The sequence below is a fragment of the Veillonellaceae bacterium genome (assembly GCA_025992895.1).
Lineage (GTDB): Bacteria > Bacillota > Negativicutes > Veillonellales > Dialisteraceae > Dialister.
The window spans coordinates 1,215,961-1,232,812 of record DAJPGA010000001.1 but is presented as its reverse complement, the minus strand read 5'-3'; the positions used below and the strand labels follow the sequence as shown (position 1 = coordinate 1,232,812).

Below are 16,852 nucleotides of genomic sequence, written 5' to 3'. Positions count from 1 at the left end.
TTTTCACTAGCGAGCGCTTACTTCCAACGTTCCAGAGGCACTTGAAAAGCTTACCGTCTTTTCTCGAATGGAGGAAACCGTCCATATTCCGATCTGTTCTCCTTCTTTGAGTGTCTTAACGACTCCGCCAAGTTCAGCAATTGCCCGTTTCTCTTCGCCAAAATGGATGATTCCCTTTAATTCCGGCAAAAGCGGAGTTTGTTTAATTGATTCAGAATCAGTCTTCGCTGAAGGTGCTGTATTCCCCAAAGGCGCTGCATGAGTTTTCCCTGCCGCTGATGCTGCTGTTTCTGCGGCGACCGCCTCAATTCCGGCCGCATGGAAGGGATCCTTCATCGGTCCTTCACGCCGGTGAAGCGCGGCATCATAGACCTTGCGGCTCCCGCCGTCCGTTCTTCCCTCGGAGAATCCATCAGAGGCCTCTCCCCTGGTGGAAGAAACCTCGATATTCTTGTTCTTTTCAGGAAGCAGGCCTGCTGCGGTTCCTCCGCCCCAGTATCCCCAGGCAGAAAGAATCCCCGCAATACCTGCAAAAAGAATTGCCCATTTCTTTTTTACAGCCATAGCAATCCCCTGTATTACTGCAAGAAACTCCTTAAATACTGATGAAGTATTTTCTTATATGCTTCAACACCCGGCTGATCAAAAGCATTGATTTGAAGCAGGGAGCCTTCATAAGCAATCGTCAAAAAGAAGAAATACATGAGAGCGCCCAGATGGTAAGGCGTCATCCGGCTGACAGAAATACGGCAGCTCATACGCTGCTCGGATGCCAGCGCTTCCGCATTAGACTTCATCGCTGCTGTCAGCATCCGGCTCATCTGTACAAAGCCTTCACTTTCCCCTTCCCTGCAGTATGCTTTTGTATCCAGAGAAGGGCTGTCAACAGAAATGAACTGGAAAAGCTTGTTCTTCTTTCCCTGCTGATGTTCCTGCGTCAGTGAATGCATATCCGTCGTTCCAACGGCTGCAACAGGTGTCCTTCCTGCATGCACGATCTGCCCGTCGTTGTTGTACTTCTTGCCAAGAGATTCGCCAAGAAGCTGCGCATACCACCAGCCAAGGGAGCGGAGTGCATCTCCATATGGCATGATTACCTCCGAAACAAGCCCGTACTCGCTGGTTCCGATATATTTTAAAGATGCCAGAAGAAGCGCAGGATTCTCATCCCATTTCTCTGACTGGCAGAATTCTTCGACAGTCTTTGCGCCGTGAAGGAATTCTTCGGTATCAAACCCGATCAGACTTCCAAAAACAAGACCGACCGGAGAGAATATGCTGAACCTCCCGCCGATACCCTCAGGAACTGTAAATGTCTCCCAGTTGTTTTCCAACGCAAGGCGGTGAAGTTCTCCTTTTTCCGCATCAGTCACTGCAATGACAGATACATCGCAGAAGCCAGAAAGTTCTTTCATCAGCACATGAAAGGCTGTTGTCGGTTCAATCGTTGTTCCTGACTTGGAAATCACAAGAAGCGTCACTTTATAATTGTCTTTTTCCCCGCTTCTTCTCTTCAGTTCTTCCGTCAGTTTCAAAAGGCTGACCGGATCTACATTCTGTCCGGCAAAGAATACGGCTGGAAACCCATGCCTTTCTTCTTTGCTTTTCATGTTCCAGTAAGGGCCGCAGAAAAGATCAAAAAGCACCTGGTTGCCAAGGTAGGAACCGCCAATCCCGATGGATACGACAGCGTCTGTCTCTTTCGCCTTTTCGGAAAGAGTTTTGATCCGCTGCTTTTCATCATCGCCGATCAGCAGATTCTCTTCGTATAAATAAGGGAGGTGTGGAAAGAAGACATGGCTTCCATCCGGTCCCGTTCCATTCCTGCGGATTTCGCTTACCTCTTTGGCAGCGCGATTGATCTCCTCTTCATGAGCTTTCAGGTCATCTTCACGGACACTCCAGCTCTGGCCATACAAGTAATCAATATCAAGCGACAATGCGTCTTGAATTGTCAAACACATAGAAAATCCCCCAACCACTTATCAGAAAGACGATTTCCGGTCCAATCCCCCAATTGACCTGCCGAAAATGTCAGAATTTGAAGTCTTTTGGCATAATCATGAACTTTGTTTCTTTTTCAATGTCATCATAACGGATCCAGGCATAGAAGGAGTGCATATCCCTGTAGTATGTCCAGTACCTGTGATTCAGGATGCCATTGACTGTATCAACAGACCAGGAAAGACTGAATGCATCCATGCTTGTCGCCTGAATACGGAATCCTGCATCAACAGGCTTCTCGCTGCTGTAAGAATCGTAATAATACGGAGTGTATCCCTTCAAATCACGATCTGTGTAACCGATCCAGCCGTCAAAAATCTTGTAATGTCCGGAAAGACCCATCGAGTAGTAGGAATTCCTGCGAATATTATTGCTGTAGCCGTAGTAATCCTTGGCATAACCGGCTTTCCAGCCAAAGTTCATGAACTTTCCTAAGTGCCATGGGTCGCCGGAAATATAAAGTTCATATCCTTTGTAGTTCCCGTCAACATCACGGCCATTGCGCTCTTCGTCCCATTTTCCTATTTCGCCGCTGGCTCCTACATAGAACCTTGACTTGAACAGGTAGAAATGATTCGTATCAAATTCAAGTGATGGCTTTTTCTTGACCCAGATGCCGCCGTCATCATTCGTCGTACTTTCCTCTTCTGCATAATGGAGGCGGAATGTGCCGACAGGAACACAGTACTTGATACCGATATCCGGCTTGTATCCGGATTTCGTATACCAGCGGTTTTCCATGTAAACAGTGGAATCAGGATCCTCATTGATCGGAATAACGAGCGAATTGTGAAGACCCATGCCGTTATCACTATCAAAAACAGGCCTTGGAATCAATGACCAGAGACCGATTTCTCCCGAATTGTCCTTAAGGGATCCGGTATAGCTGGACAAGGTAAGAAGGATGGTATTCTTCGCCATCAGCTTCACATCATGAGCCGTATAATGATCGCCCGGGTAAATGTCAATGGAATCAGCTTCAATACGGTAATCCGGCACTTTTGCAACGGCATGGCGCGTGGTGAAGTAACCATTGTTGACGATCATCTTATTGGCATTTCTGTCATAGATGCCGTCAGAGCCCTGGTAGTAATACGTCCCCTGCTGCCAGCCGGTAAGGCCTTCGAACTTGCCGATGCCCTTTTCAGCGTCGTATTCGCCGCGCTGGGCCTTGAGGTTCGTCTGAGGGTTTGTCCAAGTAAGCTCTCCCGGAATGACATACTTCTTCGTAATCATGTTTCCGTAGAGATACTCTGTCTGATACGTATCCATCATGTGCCTGATATCGACTTTGCCGAGTGCATCGACATCACCAGTCGTATCGTTATAACGCATGTAGTCAGCCGTTACATACATCGGGTTCTCTTTTGAAATTCCCGTGTCCTGAACCGGCTTTCCGTCTTTCATTTTTGTTTTTGTTTTGGGCTTTTCTTCTGCTTTTTTCGCAGTAGTATCCCTGATGATCGAGCTTCCGGAAGACGGAGGGTACAAAATCCCTTCATCCGCCAGAGCTATGGTGCCTGCGCGGTCTGCCGGCGGCAGGTCTGTCATCATATTATCCTGAAGCTTGTCAGCTGCCTCTGCATCAGCCTGGGTGGATGTGGTATCCTCCACGTCCTCTGCGGCGGCAGGAACCGCCATTCCTGCAAGTATGGCTGCAAGCAGTAAAGCATAGGTTCGTTTATTAGTCATTTCTCACGATCACTACGGATGCGCTTGGTTCATCTTTTGCTGATGTTGCAGCTTTCTCCGCAGTTTCCTTTGTATTTGAATTTGTGTTCTGAACTGTTTCCTGCGCTGTTTTTTCTGTTTCCTTTACAGCTGATGTTTCTGCACTTGCAGCAGCTGCGGAAGTTTCAGCCGTTTTTGCGCTTTCTGTATTCTCTCCGGCAACAGCTGTGCGCGATACGTGCTTCCTTAATGTTTCAGACGGAGCTCCGTTTGTCAGGACAAGACCCTTGGTTGTAACCGTTTCCTGTGTCTGGATGTAAAGCTCTGTCCCAGCAGGAAGATCAACGTCTTTCCCTTTGACAAAGAAGCCTCCGACAAGCCCGATCGGCCCCAGTGCCAGTGCGCCTATGGCAGAAGCACCGACTGCAGCAGCTTCCATCTTAAGCTTGTCTTTTGCTTCAGGTCCGAGTACCGTTGGAATTTCCTCATCATCGATAGAAAATACCTGATCAAAGGAAATATCAAGAGATCCGCTTCTGCCAAAGCTCTTCGGCCTCGTTACCTTTGTGACCTGGCCGCTTCCCTGGGAACCTCTCGGAAGGACAAGAACATCTCCGACCTTGACATCTTCCTGCACGGTAAATGTCACAGGGTCGCCTACCTTATTCACCTTGCTGTTGACATCATCGTTCAGGGAAATCTTGAAAACAGTATTGGCCGGAAGATCCACGTCTCTCATTTCCACATGCTGGTCACCGTATACAGCTTTTTCAAGATCAGCAATTCTCTGGTCGAGAGCCCCCTTGCGTTCCTGGCCAAATACCTTTGTTTCAAGTTCGCCGACACGCTTTTCAAGGGATCCCTTCTTAATTTCATCCGTCAGGTAATACTCCATGGCATTGATCCTGGTGGACATGGAAGGAGCAGCATCTGTGCTTCCCTTAACGACGTCGGTATACAGGTTATCAATTCTGTCATCAAGACCGCTTGCCGTTGTATTCCCATTTCCGTAAATGACATTATCTGCATTGTCCAGACGTCCGATCAGGGATCCTGTCTGCACACTTCCATAGATGACTTCATCAACACGGTCAATTCTGTCTGATAAAGTGACCGGTTCTGCCGCCAATGCCGTGCCGGAAAGAATCAATGCGATTCCTGCGGCCAGTACAGCTGTTTTTTTCATAAGTCAATTCCCCCGTTATACTCTGACATCAATGACAGCGGAAACGCCAACGCCCTGAACTCGGCTGAATGAAGTGGGGTTCTTGCTGTCCATTGGAATGAGCCCCTTGATTCTGAACAGCTTGTCGTTCCAGCTGATCTCAAGCTGTCCTACTGCTTCTACCTTCGCAACCTGATCAGCGTCGCCGATAACCTGGGCCGCACCGATATAGCCGCTGTTTCCAATACTTACGATAGGAACAACTTTCGTAGCATAATTCGTGCCTGCTCCTTCTTTCATCATGACGGAGTTGATGGCACTATTGATGGATTCGCCATACTTGTCAACGAGGAAGCCGATACCGCCGACCTTGACGACACCGCCAAGAATGCTCCCGAGATTGAATGCGGATATATTTGTTACAGAACCTGCAAACAGCATTGCCGATGCAAGAGCGCATACTGCCAATCTTTTCATTTTCATAAGAAATTCCTCCTTTTTGAAAACTTTTCTGATAGCAATTCGATTCCAAACGCCATGCTGAATCATTTGCGCCACTGCTATAAATCAACAGAAAATCACCAGCATGAACTAATACTCCAGAATATATTACACTTAACAATTATTATAAATTAAAAGAGGGTTCTGTGCAAACAGAAACCCTCTTTTAATCCGGTTTATACGGTCATTTCCGCGTCTCAGCCTTCTTTTCTGAGAGCGGCTGCAGCCGCCTTTGCAGCTCTTGTTCCTGGCTGCGCCATAACTTTCGGCTTGCGCAGGCTGTTATATGCCTGGATCATCATTGCGCATTCCACGCGCTTCTTCTGGATTTCGCAGGTGATCTGGTACGGCTTGTGAATATCTCCTGCATATGCCTCATTGTTGGCATGGCATCCGCCAGAGCAGAAGAACTTGGCCCAGCAGTCAACGCATTCCGGCTTGCTGAATACATGATTCATACGGAAATCATGCATCATCTTCATGTTCTTCAAGCCTTCATATACATTGCCTACCACATAGCCTTCACGGCCTACGAACTGGTGGCATGGGTAAATGTCGCCATTCGGAACAACGGCCAGGTATTCGTGGCCTGCCCCGCATCCTCTGAGTCTCTTCGGCAGGCACGGGCCTTTCCAGAGATCCATATTGAAGTGGAAGAAGAAGAACGGTCTTCCTTCCTCTTCACGCTGGATGAAGAGCTGTGCGAGGCGGTCGTATTCTTCCTTGACTCTCGGGAGATCGGATTCCTTAATGGAATATTCAGCGTCGTCATCGCCTACAACCGGTTCCATGGAAACAGCCGGGAATCCATGATCGAGCATATCTTCCACATCGGTCGTGAAATCAAGGTTATGTCTGGTGAAAGTGCCGCGTACATAGTATTCTTCGCCATTTCTGTGAGCGATGCAGTACTGCAGATTCTTGACGATCTGGTCATAAGTACCTTCATTATTGACGTCAGGTCTCATACGGTCATGCATTTCTTTTCTTCCGTCGAGGGAAAGAATCAGGCTGATGTGATTATCAGTAAGATACTTGGTCTTTTCTTCATCAAGCAGCATGCCGTTTGTTGTAAGAGACATCTTGATCTTCTTATGATGCTTCTTTTCCTGGTTATGGACATAGTCTACGGTCTGCTGTACGACATGCCAGTTCATCAGCGGTTCTCCGCCAAAGAAATCAAGTTCGCAGTGTTCTCTCGGACCGCTGTGGGCGATCAGGAAATCGACAGCTCTTCTGGCTACATCAAAGCTCATCAGCATGCGCCACTGGCCGTATCCGCCCTGGCCCGCAAAGCAGTACTTGCAGCGAAGGTTGCAGTCATGAGCGATATTGATGCAGAGAGCCTTGATGATCGGGCGGTCTTCGATCGCCATTTTATAATTCGGATCCATCGGAGCAAAGAGAACTTCCTTCTTGATCAGCTCGTCAAGATCATCCATGACCTCATTGAGTTCACTTTCTTCATATTCGCTGCCCATATTGGCAAGAACCATCTCGCGGTTCGTTCCATTATAGTATTCCAGAACTTTATATGTCACATCATCGACAACATGAACAATGCCGCTGTTTACATCCATGACGATGTTCATATTATTCTGACGAAAACGATGAATCATGGGCTTTACATTATAATCCATGAAAAATTTCTCCTTTATCCTTTTTAGAAAACTCAAAGAACGGATTCCTCCGTCCTGATCAGGCATATCCTTCTATGATACGGGAATTTAAAAGCCCCCGGCGCTTGCCGGGGGCTTGGCCGTGCTCAAAAGCTTACGCTCTCTTGGCTTCTACAGCCTCTTCCTGTTCCGTGCAGATCAGATTTCCGATAGTGCAGCTTGTCTTGCAAGCGGACTGGCAGGAAGTCTGGCATTCGCTGCATCCTTCAAATTTAATGGAGTTCTGCAGAGAAGACTGATTGATTGTAACGATATGTCTGGACATGACGTCACCTCCCTGAATGCTTTCTTGCATTAATCATACCATACAGGAGAGGGAAATGACAAGTTTTCATGTACATTTCCTTAGGCCATATGGAAAATTTTACAAGGAACGTACAAAAATCTTATTTCGTTCGTCTCTGATAATTTCTTTCGATAAAAAACAAATACTTTAGAAAATATGGAAAAGCCCGTATGCAAATCCTGCCGGAATCAGTGCCAGTGCAGCAAGAGCGCCCAGACAGCCGTCCTTTTTTCCGTGAACGGAGAACCAGTCTTCGGCAATTTCGTTCATTTCTCTAAACTCTCTTTCAAGTCCCTGGATGATTCTCCAAAGCTCGCGGCAGTCTGCTTCCGTCATGTGCTCATCGTCATCGGACTTATTCGACGCAGGAGTGGATTCTTCATGGCGCTTGCGTTCAGCTTCCTGGCGGGCTTTTTCTTCCGCTTCTTCCATCTGGCCCTTGATATGGGCTTTCCAGTCGCTCTCTTCCTCTTCCTGGACAGGCTGCTCGACGACTTCTTCTTCTTTTTCTTCAAAGACATCCGTATCTGCTTCGGCGCCTTCATCGACAGCTTTTAAAAGCTCCTTCTTGAGCTCGCCGAGGTCTTCTGTATATTTATGGACAGCTGCGTCCCACAAGGCATAATCCAGTTTCTTTTTCATATCGTACATCGTTCCTGATGTAGCCTGCTGGAAAAGATACTGTGTATTGTCCATATCAGCAAAAATTTCTCCAACTCTTCCCTTGTTTTTGAATTTGGATTTGCCCACCTTCACGAAATACATGAAGGTTCCGATATGCGCCCTCAGATTTCCGATTGGACTTTCCTTTTCATGCTTATGATCGAAAAAACCCATGAATATTGTATCTCCTTATACTCTATGCCGGATAACCGCTTCCGGAATTCCGCCTTGATTATTGCTCTTTATTATAGATGATTTTTTACGCTATGGCAAAAGTTTCATCCAATTTATTAAAGCACGGCCTGATACCCTTCCTCGAGAAACGCAAGGCCGACGCCCATATCATTCATCAGCTGCTCCACATAAGGGAGATCACGGAGGAAGAGGTCTTCCTGAGAGCTTCCCTTTGGTACCAGGATTTTTGCTTCAAATACTGCACTGCCTTCGAGATGGAGGTCTCTGGCAAGTTTTCCTGTATCCACAGATAAAATATGCGTAAAAGCCCTTAATACGCACCTGAGAAGCATATCAGAGGGATCTGCCGTCTCCAGTGCACGGATCAGATGGCAGCTTCCCTTGGGTGAATTCAGCTTCGTTTCAAGAAGAAGAGACGGGCGGCCCACCTGCTGCGCCCTTGTTCCCAGAAATACGATGCCTGAAGGAAGCACTTCACCAAAAGGAGGAAGGATCTTTTGCCGCCTGATCATCTGCAGAACATTGCTTTTTGATTCATACTCCATCCTGCTGCCTTCAAGAAGACGATACCGCCCCTGCGGCACATTAAGCCAGATTTCCCTTCTTTCAAGGAGCCATTCAGATAGAACCTTCACGCAGGGCTCTCCCGTATCCGTTGTAACGCCCCCATGATTGATATATTCCCTTTGGAAGAGTGACCATGGCTCATTGCTGTCCCTTTCGATCATTGAGAGGAGGCCGTCCCTTGTATACTGTCCTTCGATTGCAAGGGATGAGCTTATAGGAACTGCATAAATGCCATGATACAGGCGGAGAATGGATATGCCAAGTTTTATGGCCAGCATGCGGCACTCCCTGGAAGTATCTCCAGCTCCTGCGTGAAGCAGAATGACCGCCGAGATGCCTGCATCAGATGGAATTTCCGGAATAAGCTCATGCGCGCCTCTTTTCCTTACCACCGAAAGCATCGCATGCACCTTAAGAATTTCGGCAAGCATTCCCTCTTTGCCGGATGCGGGCATCATGTAAAAAAGCGATGCCATCTTCCCATCATCATCCTCTGCGGCAAAAGCAAAGGTCTCCTTCCTCTCTTCCGGGAAGGAAATCGTAATTTTCCTCCCAATGACATGCTTATGATAGAAGTATCCCTGCCTGATGATCTGGTCTACATTCCTGTTTGTTCCGCCTGAAGCGCTTTGGCTTTCAGCCGTGCAGGTCTCCGGTAAGGTAAGAAAACTGCTGTTTTTCAGGATTTCGCTATGGGCAAGAAGACAGGATGCTGTTATGTCCTCCAGTGAGCGTCCCGTATCCTTCGCAAGAAGGTCTTTCCTCATATATATGCTTTCAGTAGAAAAGACCCCGCCTGAAAGATCCTTCTCCACTTGCTCCAGCACTTGTTTTTCTGTATACTCTTCCATATGGATATCCTCCTTTCCCTATATTATCACAGCCGTCCGGGCCTAAGGAAAAGACTTTGTAAAAAACTATTTTATTTTCTAAAAAATCCATTGACATACATAACTTCATCTGTTACAATAATCAACGTTGACGGGGCATAGCGCAGTTTGGTAGCGCACTTGGTTCGGGACCAAGGGGTCGCAGGTTCAAATCCTGCTGCTCCGACCATGCGGGTGTAGCTCAATGGTAGAGCGCCAGCCTTCCAAGCTGGTTACGAGGGTTCGATTCCCTTCACCCGCTCCACGACAAAAACCGCTGAGTTTCAGCGGCTTTTTTATTTCCTTCTTTACTGTTTCAATTGAAACCTTTTACATATTGACAAATATGCGCTTTATCTGTAAAATTATATTTGTTCAATTATTGATGCCGGTATAGCTCAGCTGGTAGAGCGGCGCATTCGTAATGCGTAGGTCGCAAGTTCAAATCTTGTTGCCGGCTCCATGAAACAAAGCCGAAACCTTGATGGTTTTGGCTTTTTGCTTCCCCCCCATTCCAAAAATAAAAAACCCGTGCATTAGCACGGGTTTTTTATTTTGGATAATGCAGAGATCATCCAACAATATTCAGAGCGTATTCATAGTACTCTTTTTCGAGAGCTTCACCCTTCCTGGAAATTTCAATCTGGAGGTCGGAAGCTGTATCATAATCCCCTGCTTCAAGTGCTTCCTTGAGAAGCGTGCAGAGGCACTTTCCGCTCTTGGTGTCCTTGATCAAGGCAAAACGTTTTTCGCTGATATCATCCCAGCGTTCTTCATCCAGGTCATCCTCGCTCTGCAGTTTTTTGAAACCCTTGACGAGCATTTCAGTGGTCGGGATGATCCTGTCGATCAGTTCATTCTTCCAGCGGTATACGATGGATGCCAGGAAGGAATCGACAATTGTCTTGTTGAGGCTGCCGCCTGCAGTGATGACAGCGGCCTTGCCGGCATTGGCTCTCATGGTCTTTACATTTTCCCAGACAGTAGCCGGCGGTTTGCCAAATGCTGCATCCCTTTCTTTCTGCGTGAAGTCCTCAAATACGTTTTCTTCGCAGCGGTATGCTCTTCCCTTTTCAAGGTAATCTGCATCATCGCCAGGCTTCTTGGACAGTTCGGCCAAGAGCTCAGCCGGCGTCTTTCCGGAATGCACTGCGTAGAGAATACCGTCAAGAGAGGTCAGGAAGAGGCAGGATGCTGCCAGGTATGTGTTCGTAAACGGATTCGGTGCACGGAGTTCAAAACGTGTAGCCTTCGGATTATCGATATCCCTGACAAGGCCGATCAGGATGGTTCTGTTTCTGGAAGGAACCTCCGGCGCATGTCCAAGGGATGTAACAATGCAGACCGGTGCTTCAAAACCTGGTTTCAGGCGGTTGAAGGCATCCGTTGTAGAAGAAACGAACGGATTCGTTGCTTCATAGTTCTTAAGGATTCCCATGATGAATCCATAGCCGATGGTAGAAAGGAAATCTGCCTTCATATCGGACGGTGCCAGAAGATTGATTGTCTTCCCGTTCTTCAATTTGGCGCAGATTCCGACATGGGTATGTTCACCGCTTCCGGCAACCCCGATGATCGGCTTTGCTTTGAAGGAAACGTCAAGGCCGTGCTTGCGGAACACTTCACGGACAACAATTCTTGCTTCCAGTTCATTATCCGCAGCCTGCAGCGGGCTGGAAGAGAATAGCCAGTCGAGTTCAAGCTGTTCACAGACATCGGTCGTCTTGCCGGAATCATCGACTTTCGGCTTTATGCCGCCGACTTCCTTATGGCCCATTTCCACATGCATGCCGCGTGCATCGAGTTCTTCAATGGTTTCTTCCATGGCAGTGCGTACATTGCCTCTCATGCGCTGCCAGTACTGTTCCTGGAGTCTCTGGGAAATGGAAAGGTGCTGGATCGTTTCATTTTCGCTTGGTGTCTTGACCCAGAATTCAAGTTCAGTGCCAATGGTGAAACCGATATCATCAATATCGGCAAAAGGAATATCTTCCATGCCCCTGACGTTTTTACCGGAAGCAAGAAGCTTCTTCAGCTCAGAAGCGACATACTTGCAGGAGTCCCTCAAAATGGAACGGGAATCAATGAATTTGCCATTATGCAGAAGGAAGCACGGAATGCGGAGCGTTCCAACCGGGCGTCCGTTCGTATACAGATTTTCTTCATTGTAATCGACATACCAGTTTACGCCTGCATCAGCGACCATATCCACCCTTGCATCATTCAGTGTCGCAATGTCCATCAGGACAACAGAAGAGCCATCGGTCTGCACGGCCTTGCCTTCAAAGAAATCATCGTAGTCTTTCATGAAAATCTCAATCGGAATCTTTTCATCGGTGTCATTGCCGGCAAGATCGATACCGACAAGGGAAACAAAGCGGATTTCAGGATGTGTCCTTAAAAGAGAAAGCACGCCTTCCTTGCCAAATTCGCCAGACGGGATGTAATACAGTAATTCCTTGTTCATAATTTTTTCCTCCAGATCAATAAAATTTATTCCACTTGATACATTTCAACTTTGATTGAAATTCCGGATTTCACTTCTGATACAGTATCCCCTTCTTTATCTGTTCTTTATATAAAAAGAAGGATGACCCATCCTTAGTAATGGAATGGGTCATCCTTGGCCTGATTGTATATTTACTGGGGTGAATTCCTTAGTCCAGAATATTCAACGCGTAAATACGGTATTCTTTTTCAAGTGCCTGTGACTTTTTAGCCATTTCGATCTGGAGATCAGATGCAGTATCATAATCTCCATCTTCAAGGGCTTCCTTCAGGCGGGTGCAGATGCACTTTTCTTCTTCAGTATCCTTGGCAAGTTCGATGCGGGCAGCTTTGATGGCTTTCCATCTCTTCTCGTCAAGTTTGTCATCGTTATCAAGTTTCTTGTAACCTTTGACGGCAGCTTCCGTTCCAGGAATGATACGATCGATCAGTTCATTCTTCCAGCGGTAAAGGATGGAAGCGATGAAGGATTCAACAATATCCTTGGAAATGACATCATCTCTTGTAATGGATGCTACTTTATCAGGATTTGCTCTCATGATGCGGACATTTTCCCAGACGGTAGCCGGCGGTTTGCCAAATACAGCATCTCTCTGTTCCTGATCGTAATCTTCGAATACGTTCTTTTCACAGCGATATTCTCTGTCCTTGGAAAGGTAATCAGCATCCTCTCCTGCTGTCTTGGAAAGTTCAGCCAGGAGTTCATCCGGGCCTTTTCCGGAGTTCACTGCATATTCAATGCCGTCGAGAGCTGTCATGTAAAGGCAGGAAACAGCCATGTATGTATTGGTGAACGGGTTCGGGGCACGAAGTTCGAAGCGTGTTGCCTTCGGGTTTTCGGTATCACGAATCAGGCCCATCAGGATGGATCTGTTTCTGGACGGAACTTCCGGAGAATGTCCGAGGGACGTAACGATGCAGACCGGCGCTTCAAAGCCTGGTTTCAGTCTGTTGAACGCATCTGTTGTTGAAGAAACAAACGGATTGGTTGCTTCATAGTTGTTGAGAATGCCCATGATGAAGCCATAGCCGACGGTAGAAAGGAAGTCAGCGCTCATATCTTCCGGAGCAAGAAGGTTGATGGTCTTTCCGTTCTTAAGAAGAGCTGCGATACCTACATGGGTATGTTCGCCGCTTCCTGCTACACCGATGATCGGCTTTGCACGGAAGGAAACGTCAAGGCCGTTTCTGCGGAATACTTCACGGATGACGATGCGGGCTTCCAGTTCGTTATCTGCAGCCTGCAGCGGGTTTGTCGAGAAGAGCCAGTCAAGTTCAAGCTGTTCGCATACGTCGAAAATGTGACCGTCATCATCGATTTTCGGCTTGATGCCTCCGACTTCCTTATGACCCATTTCAACACGCATTCCGCGGGCATCCAGTTCTTCAATGGCCTGTTCCATAGCGGTACGGACATTGCCGCGCATACGCTGCCAATACTGTTCCTGCAGTCTCTGAGAAATGGAAAGGTGCTGAACGGTTTCTTTTTCGCTCGGCGTCTTTACCCAGAATTCAAGTTCAGTGCCGGTTGTAAATACGATATCCTGAATTTCAGAGAACGGGAAGTTTTCCATTCCCTTAACCTGTGCATCGGAAAGAAGCTTCTTGAGCTTTTCAGATACATATTCACAGGATTTCTTCAATACGGATCTGGAATCAATGAACTTGCCGTTATGGATCAGGAAGCATGGAATACGCAGCGTTCCGACCGGGCGGCCGTTTTCATCGGAAATATTTTCATCATTGTAATCTACGTACCAGTTGACGGTGCTGTCAGCTACCATGTCGACTCTGGCATCATTGAGTGTTGCAATGTTCATGAATACAACGGAAGATCCATCGGTCTGCACAGCTTTTCCTGCGAAGAAGTCCTCATAATCTTTCATAAAAATTTCAATCGGAATTTTCTCATCGGTATCGTTGCCTGCCAGATCGATTCCTACCAGAGATACGAATCTGATTTCCGGATGCTGTGTTAACAGAGACAGAACCCCTTCTTTTCCATATTGACCAGCGGGGATGCAGTACAGCAATTCTTTGTTCATCTTAGCCCTCCTGAAAGACTATCCACCATTTTTGTTTTCCCAGACTGCGCCTTGATAAAAATAAAATAAAGAGACTCATCCCTTTCGGAATGAGTCTCCTTTGACGCAGCATATTAACTTATGTTCTAAGGATACACCACGCATCCTGCTTCTGTCAAGCACAGTCAAGCAAGAATCTTGCGCACGATCTGGTTAATTACCTTACCGTCCGCCTTGCCTTTAAGCTTTGCCATGACGGCCTTCATCACAAGGCCCATGCTTCTCTGCTCTGGATCCATCGCATCTACGACTGCCTTTACTACGGATTCAATTTCTGCTTCAGGCATTTCCGCCGGCAGATATTTCTCCAGTACAGCAATCTCAGCTTTGGTCTGCTCAACCAGGTCTTCTCTTCCGGATCCGTCAATTTCAGCGAGAGTTTCCTTTCTCTGTTTGACTTCTTTCCGGAGAACAGCAAGAACCTGATCATCATTGAAGTCAGCGTGTCCGTCATCGATCTCAGCCTGTCTGATATGGGCACGAGCCATACGGATCGTATTCAGAGCAAGCTTTCCTTCTTCTTTTGCTTTCATGGCCGTTTTCATGTCGGCCATCAGCTGTTCCTTAATTGACAAAACGTATCACCTTGCAACCTGTTATTTAAACTTACGTTTTCTTGCTGCTTCAGATTTCAGTTTACGTCTAACGCTGGGCTTTTCATAATGTTCACGTTTTCTTACTTCAGAAAGAACCCCGGCTTTTTGGCAGGAACGTTTAAATCTGCGAAGAGCACTATCAAGAGATTCGCCCTTTTGAACTTTGATTTCAGACATCTATATCCCTCCCTCCCAATAAGACTGATGGGGTGCTATTGCACACTTATAAATTATAAATTAGAACCCACTATATGTCAATTCCTATTTTCTAATTTATCAATCGCGCGTTTCATTTACTGCAGGAAATCAATCATTTGCCGGGAATGGAGGCCATCCCATTTCTCTGCCACCGATAATGTGCGCGTGGAAATGGAATACGGACTGGCCTGCCTTTTCACCGGTATTGATGACAAGGCGGAAGCCGTTTTCCTTCAGTCCTTCTGCTTCGGCAATCTTTTTGATGACAAGGAAAAAGTCAGCAAAGTTTTTATTGTATTCTTCATCAAATGCAAGAATATTATCCACATGCTTCTTGGGGATCACCAGAATATGAACAGGTGCGCAGGGTTCAATATCCCTGAATGCGAACCAGTGGTCATCCTCATACACTTTTGTGCTCGGAATTTCTCCGGCAGCAATTTTACAGAAAATACAGTCAGCCATTTTACTCCTCCTTCGCTAATACCCCTGAAAGGCCGTCATCCGTCATCGTATCAATGAGTACGTTGTACATTCCGCCTCTTTCGACTCCCTGGCTTCTGATTGATACGCGGATGTATTCTTCTGTCAGCCCTTCAAAATATCCATCCTTGACCTCTTCGGCCAAGACGCAAACAGTTTTGCCCATAAAACGGGCTCTGTATTCACGCGAAATTTCCTTTTCGAGTTCCTGTACCCTGTGAACTCTCTGCTTCTTTATTTCATTCGGAACCTGATTCGGGTATCCGGCTGCCGGTGTTCCGGTTCTCTTGGAATACGGGAATACATGGATTCCGGAGAATTTAAGTTCCTTCAGCGTTTCCAGTGTCTCCTGGAACAGTTCCTCCGTCTCGCCCGGGAAACCGACAATGAGATCGGTCGTGAGCGCAAGACCCGGAATTTTTTCACGTAGTTCTGCAATGAGCCTCTTGTATTCAGGCAGGCGGTAATGACGGTTCATGCCGCGAAGGACGCTGTCTGACCCGGACTGGATAGGAAGATGAAGATGACGGCATACCTTCGGCTCATTCCTGATGATATCGATCAATTCTTCTGAAAGTTCAACGGATTCAATAGAACCGAGACGGATGCGGAGAAGGTCCGGGATCTTGACCATTTCTGATACAAGACTGGAAAGAGACGTGCCGTCATGGAGATCCTTGCCGTAGTTTCCAAGGTGGATTCCCGTCAGGACGACTTCCCTGTAGCCTGTATCGACCAGGTTCCTGATTTCCTTGACTGCGTCTTCCTGTTTTCTGGATTTCAACCTTCCTCTTGCATAGGGAATGATGCAGAATGTGCAGTAATTGTCACAGCCTTCCTGTACCTTGATAAAAGCTCTGGTCTTGACTTCCCCTTCAGGACGGACAAACATGTTTTCAAACGTGTTGACTTTCATGATGTCGACGACTTCATTCAAAGGCTTGCCTGCGCCTCTGGCCTCTTCCACATATTCCACAATGTGGGAACGGTTATGAAGGCCTACGATGACATCGACGTCTCCCATTTTTTCAAAGACTTCCGGTGCAAGCTGCGCATAGCATCCGGCTACGGCAATGACGGCATCCGGGTGCTGTCGTCTGATACGGCGCACCATCTGCCTTGATTTCCTGTCGCCGATGCTTGTGACGGAGCAGGTGTTGATAACATATACATCTGCATCCTTATCGTCTTCTACCTGGCTGTATCCCCCGTCAACAAAGAGGGTTCTCATGGCATCACTGTCATACTGGTTGACCTTGCAGCCAAGAGTAATGAATGATACGGTTTTCTCTGTGTTCATAATTTTATTTTCCATGGTTTTATTATATCACGAGTCAATCCCTGATGAGCGTCTGATCCAATCTCATCAGGCATATAAATTCA

The 16,852-nt window shown here is 47.1% G+C and carries 15 protein-coding genes and 3 tRNA genes; 3 read left to right on the top strand and 15 right to left on the bottom strand.

All coding sequences use genetic code 11. The features are described from left to right. Nucleotides 1–6: 6 nt before the first annotated feature. The 9 genes from OIM03_05170 to OIM03_05130 form a co-directional block, all read right to left on the bottom strand. Nucleotides 7–564, bottom strand: coding sequence for a hypothetical protein (locus OIM03_05170; GenBank protein HJI73667.1), 558 nt, complete (start codon nucleotides 562–564; stop codon nucleotides 7–9). A gap of 14 nt (nucleotides 565–578) precedes the next feature. Further along, nucleotides 579–1,964 carry a glucose-6-phosphate isomerase gene (locus OIM03_05165; GenBank protein ID HJI73666.1) on the bottom strand — a complete coding sequence of 462 codons (1,386 nt, stop codon included), beginning with the start codon at nucleotides 1,962–1,964 and terminating at the stop codon, nucleotides 579–581. 70 nt (nucleotides 1,965–2,034) lie between these two features. After that, complete coding sequence (locus OIM03_05160) at nucleotides 2,035–3,696, bottom strand: hypothetical protein (GenBank protein ID HJI73665.1); 1,662 nt, start codon at nucleotides 3,694–3,696, stop codon at nucleotides 2,035–2,037. Continuing rightward, a complete protein-coding gene (locus OIM03_05155; protein HJI73664.1) occupies nucleotides 3,689–4,861 on the bottom strand; it encodes a hypothetical protein in 1,173 nt (390 codons plus the stop codon). The genes OIM03_05160 and OIM03_05155 overlap by 8 nt, the downstream gene beginning before the upstream one ends. A gap of 15 nt (nucleotides 4,862–4,876) precedes the next feature. After that, complete coding sequence (locus OIM03_05150; GenBank protein HJI73663.1) at nucleotides 4,877–5,323, bottom strand: hypothetical protein; 447 nt, start codon at nucleotides 5,321–5,323, stop codon at nucleotides 4,877–4,879. A 215-nt stretch (nucleotides 5,324–5,538) separates the two neighbouring features. Continuing rightward, nucleotides 5,539–6,981: a thioether cross-link-forming SCIFF peptide maturase gene (gene scfB, locus OIM03_05145; protein ID HJI73662.1), complete on the bottom strand. Its 1,443-nt coding sequence runs from the start codon at nucleotides 6,979–6,981 to the stop codon at nucleotides 5,539–5,541. Nucleotides 6,982–7,114: 133 nt separating this feature from the next. After that, complete coding sequence (scfA, locus tag OIM03_05140; protein ID HJI73661.1) at nucleotides 7,115–7,285, bottom strand: six-cysteine ranthipeptide SCIFF; 171 nt, start codon at nucleotides 7,283–7,285, stop codon at nucleotides 7,115–7,117. A 168-nt stretch (nucleotides 7,286–7,453) separates the two neighbouring features. Continuing rightward, nucleotides 7,454–8,143: a hypothetical protein gene (locus tag OIM03_05135; protein ID HJI73660.1), complete on the bottom strand. Its 690-nt coding sequence runs from the start codon at nucleotides 8,141–8,143 to the stop codon at nucleotides 7,454–7,456. A 116-nt stretch (nucleotides 8,144–8,259) separates the two neighbouring features. Next, the gene (locus OIM03_05130) at nucleotides 8,260–9,582 is read right to left on the bottom strand and encodes a hypothetical protein (protein ID HJI73659.1); all 1,323 of its coding nucleotides are present in this window, start codon (nucleotides 9,580–9,582) and stop codon (nucleotides 8,260–8,262) included. A 131-nt stretch (nucleotides 9,583–9,713) separates the two neighbouring features. On the opposite strand from OIM03_05130, the gene OIM03_05125 reads away from it, so the two are divergent. From OIM03_05125 to OIM03_05115, 3 genes are all read left to right on the top strand, one after another. Continuing rightward, nucleotides 9,714–9,790, top strand: a tRNA-Pro gene (locus tag OIM03_05125). A gap of 1 nt (nucleotide 9,791) precedes the next feature. After that, nucleotides 9,792–9,865: transfer RNA gene (locus tag OIM03_05120), tRNA-Gly, on the top strand. 122 nt (nucleotides 9,866–9,987) lie between these two features. Beyond that, nucleotides 9,988–10,063, top strand: a tRNA-Thr gene (locus OIM03_05115). Nucleotides 10,064–10,171: 108 nt separating this feature from the next. Here OIM03_05115 and OIM03_05110 read toward each other — a convergent pair. The 6 genes from OIM03_05110 to mtaB form a co-directional block, all read right to left on the bottom strand. After that, nucleotides 10,172–12,067, bottom strand: coding sequence for a glutamine synthetase (locus OIM03_05110; protein HJI73658.1), 1,896 nt, complete (start codon nucleotides 12,065–12,067; stop codon nucleotides 10,172–10,174). Nucleotides 12,068–12,257: 190 nt separating this feature from the next. Then, on the bottom strand, nucleotides 12,258–14,153 hold the full coding sequence (locus tag OIM03_05105) for a glutamine synthetase (GenBank protein ID HJI73657.1): 1,896 nt from the start codon (nucleotides 14,151–14,153) through the stop codon (nucleotides 12,258–12,260). A gap of 164 nt (nucleotides 14,154–14,317) precedes the next feature. Continuing rightward, complete coding sequence (locus OIM03_05100; protein ID HJI73656.1) at nucleotides 14,318–14,767, bottom strand: GatB/YqeY domain-containing protein; 450 nt, start codon at nucleotides 14,765–14,767, stop codon at nucleotides 14,318–14,320. A gap of 21 nt (nucleotides 14,768–14,788) precedes the next feature. Beyond that, nucleotides 14,789–14,965 (bottom strand): 30S ribosomal protein S21, encoded by a 177-nt coding sequence (gene rpsU / locus OIM03_05095; protein ID HJI73655.1) that lies wholly within the window; start codon nucleotides 14,963–14,965, stop codon nucleotides 14,789–14,791. 129 nt (nucleotides 14,966–15,094) lie between these two features. Then, entirely contained in the window at nucleotides 15,095–15,451 is a 357-nt protein-coding gene (locus OIM03_05090; GenBank protein HJI73654.1) for a histidine triad nucleotide-binding protein, read from the bottom strand. 1 nt (nucleotide 15,452) lies between these two features. Further along, nucleotides 15,453–16,769 carry a tRNA (N(6)-L-threonylcarbamoyladenosine(37)-C(2))-methylthiotransferase MtaB gene (gene mtaB / locus OIM03_05085; protein ID HJI73653.1) on the bottom strand — a complete coding sequence of 439 codons (1,317 nt, stop codon included), beginning with the start codon at nucleotides 16,767–16,769 and terminating at the stop codon, nucleotides 15,453–15,455. Between the last annotated feature and the right edge of the window lie 83 nt (nucleotides 16,770–16,852).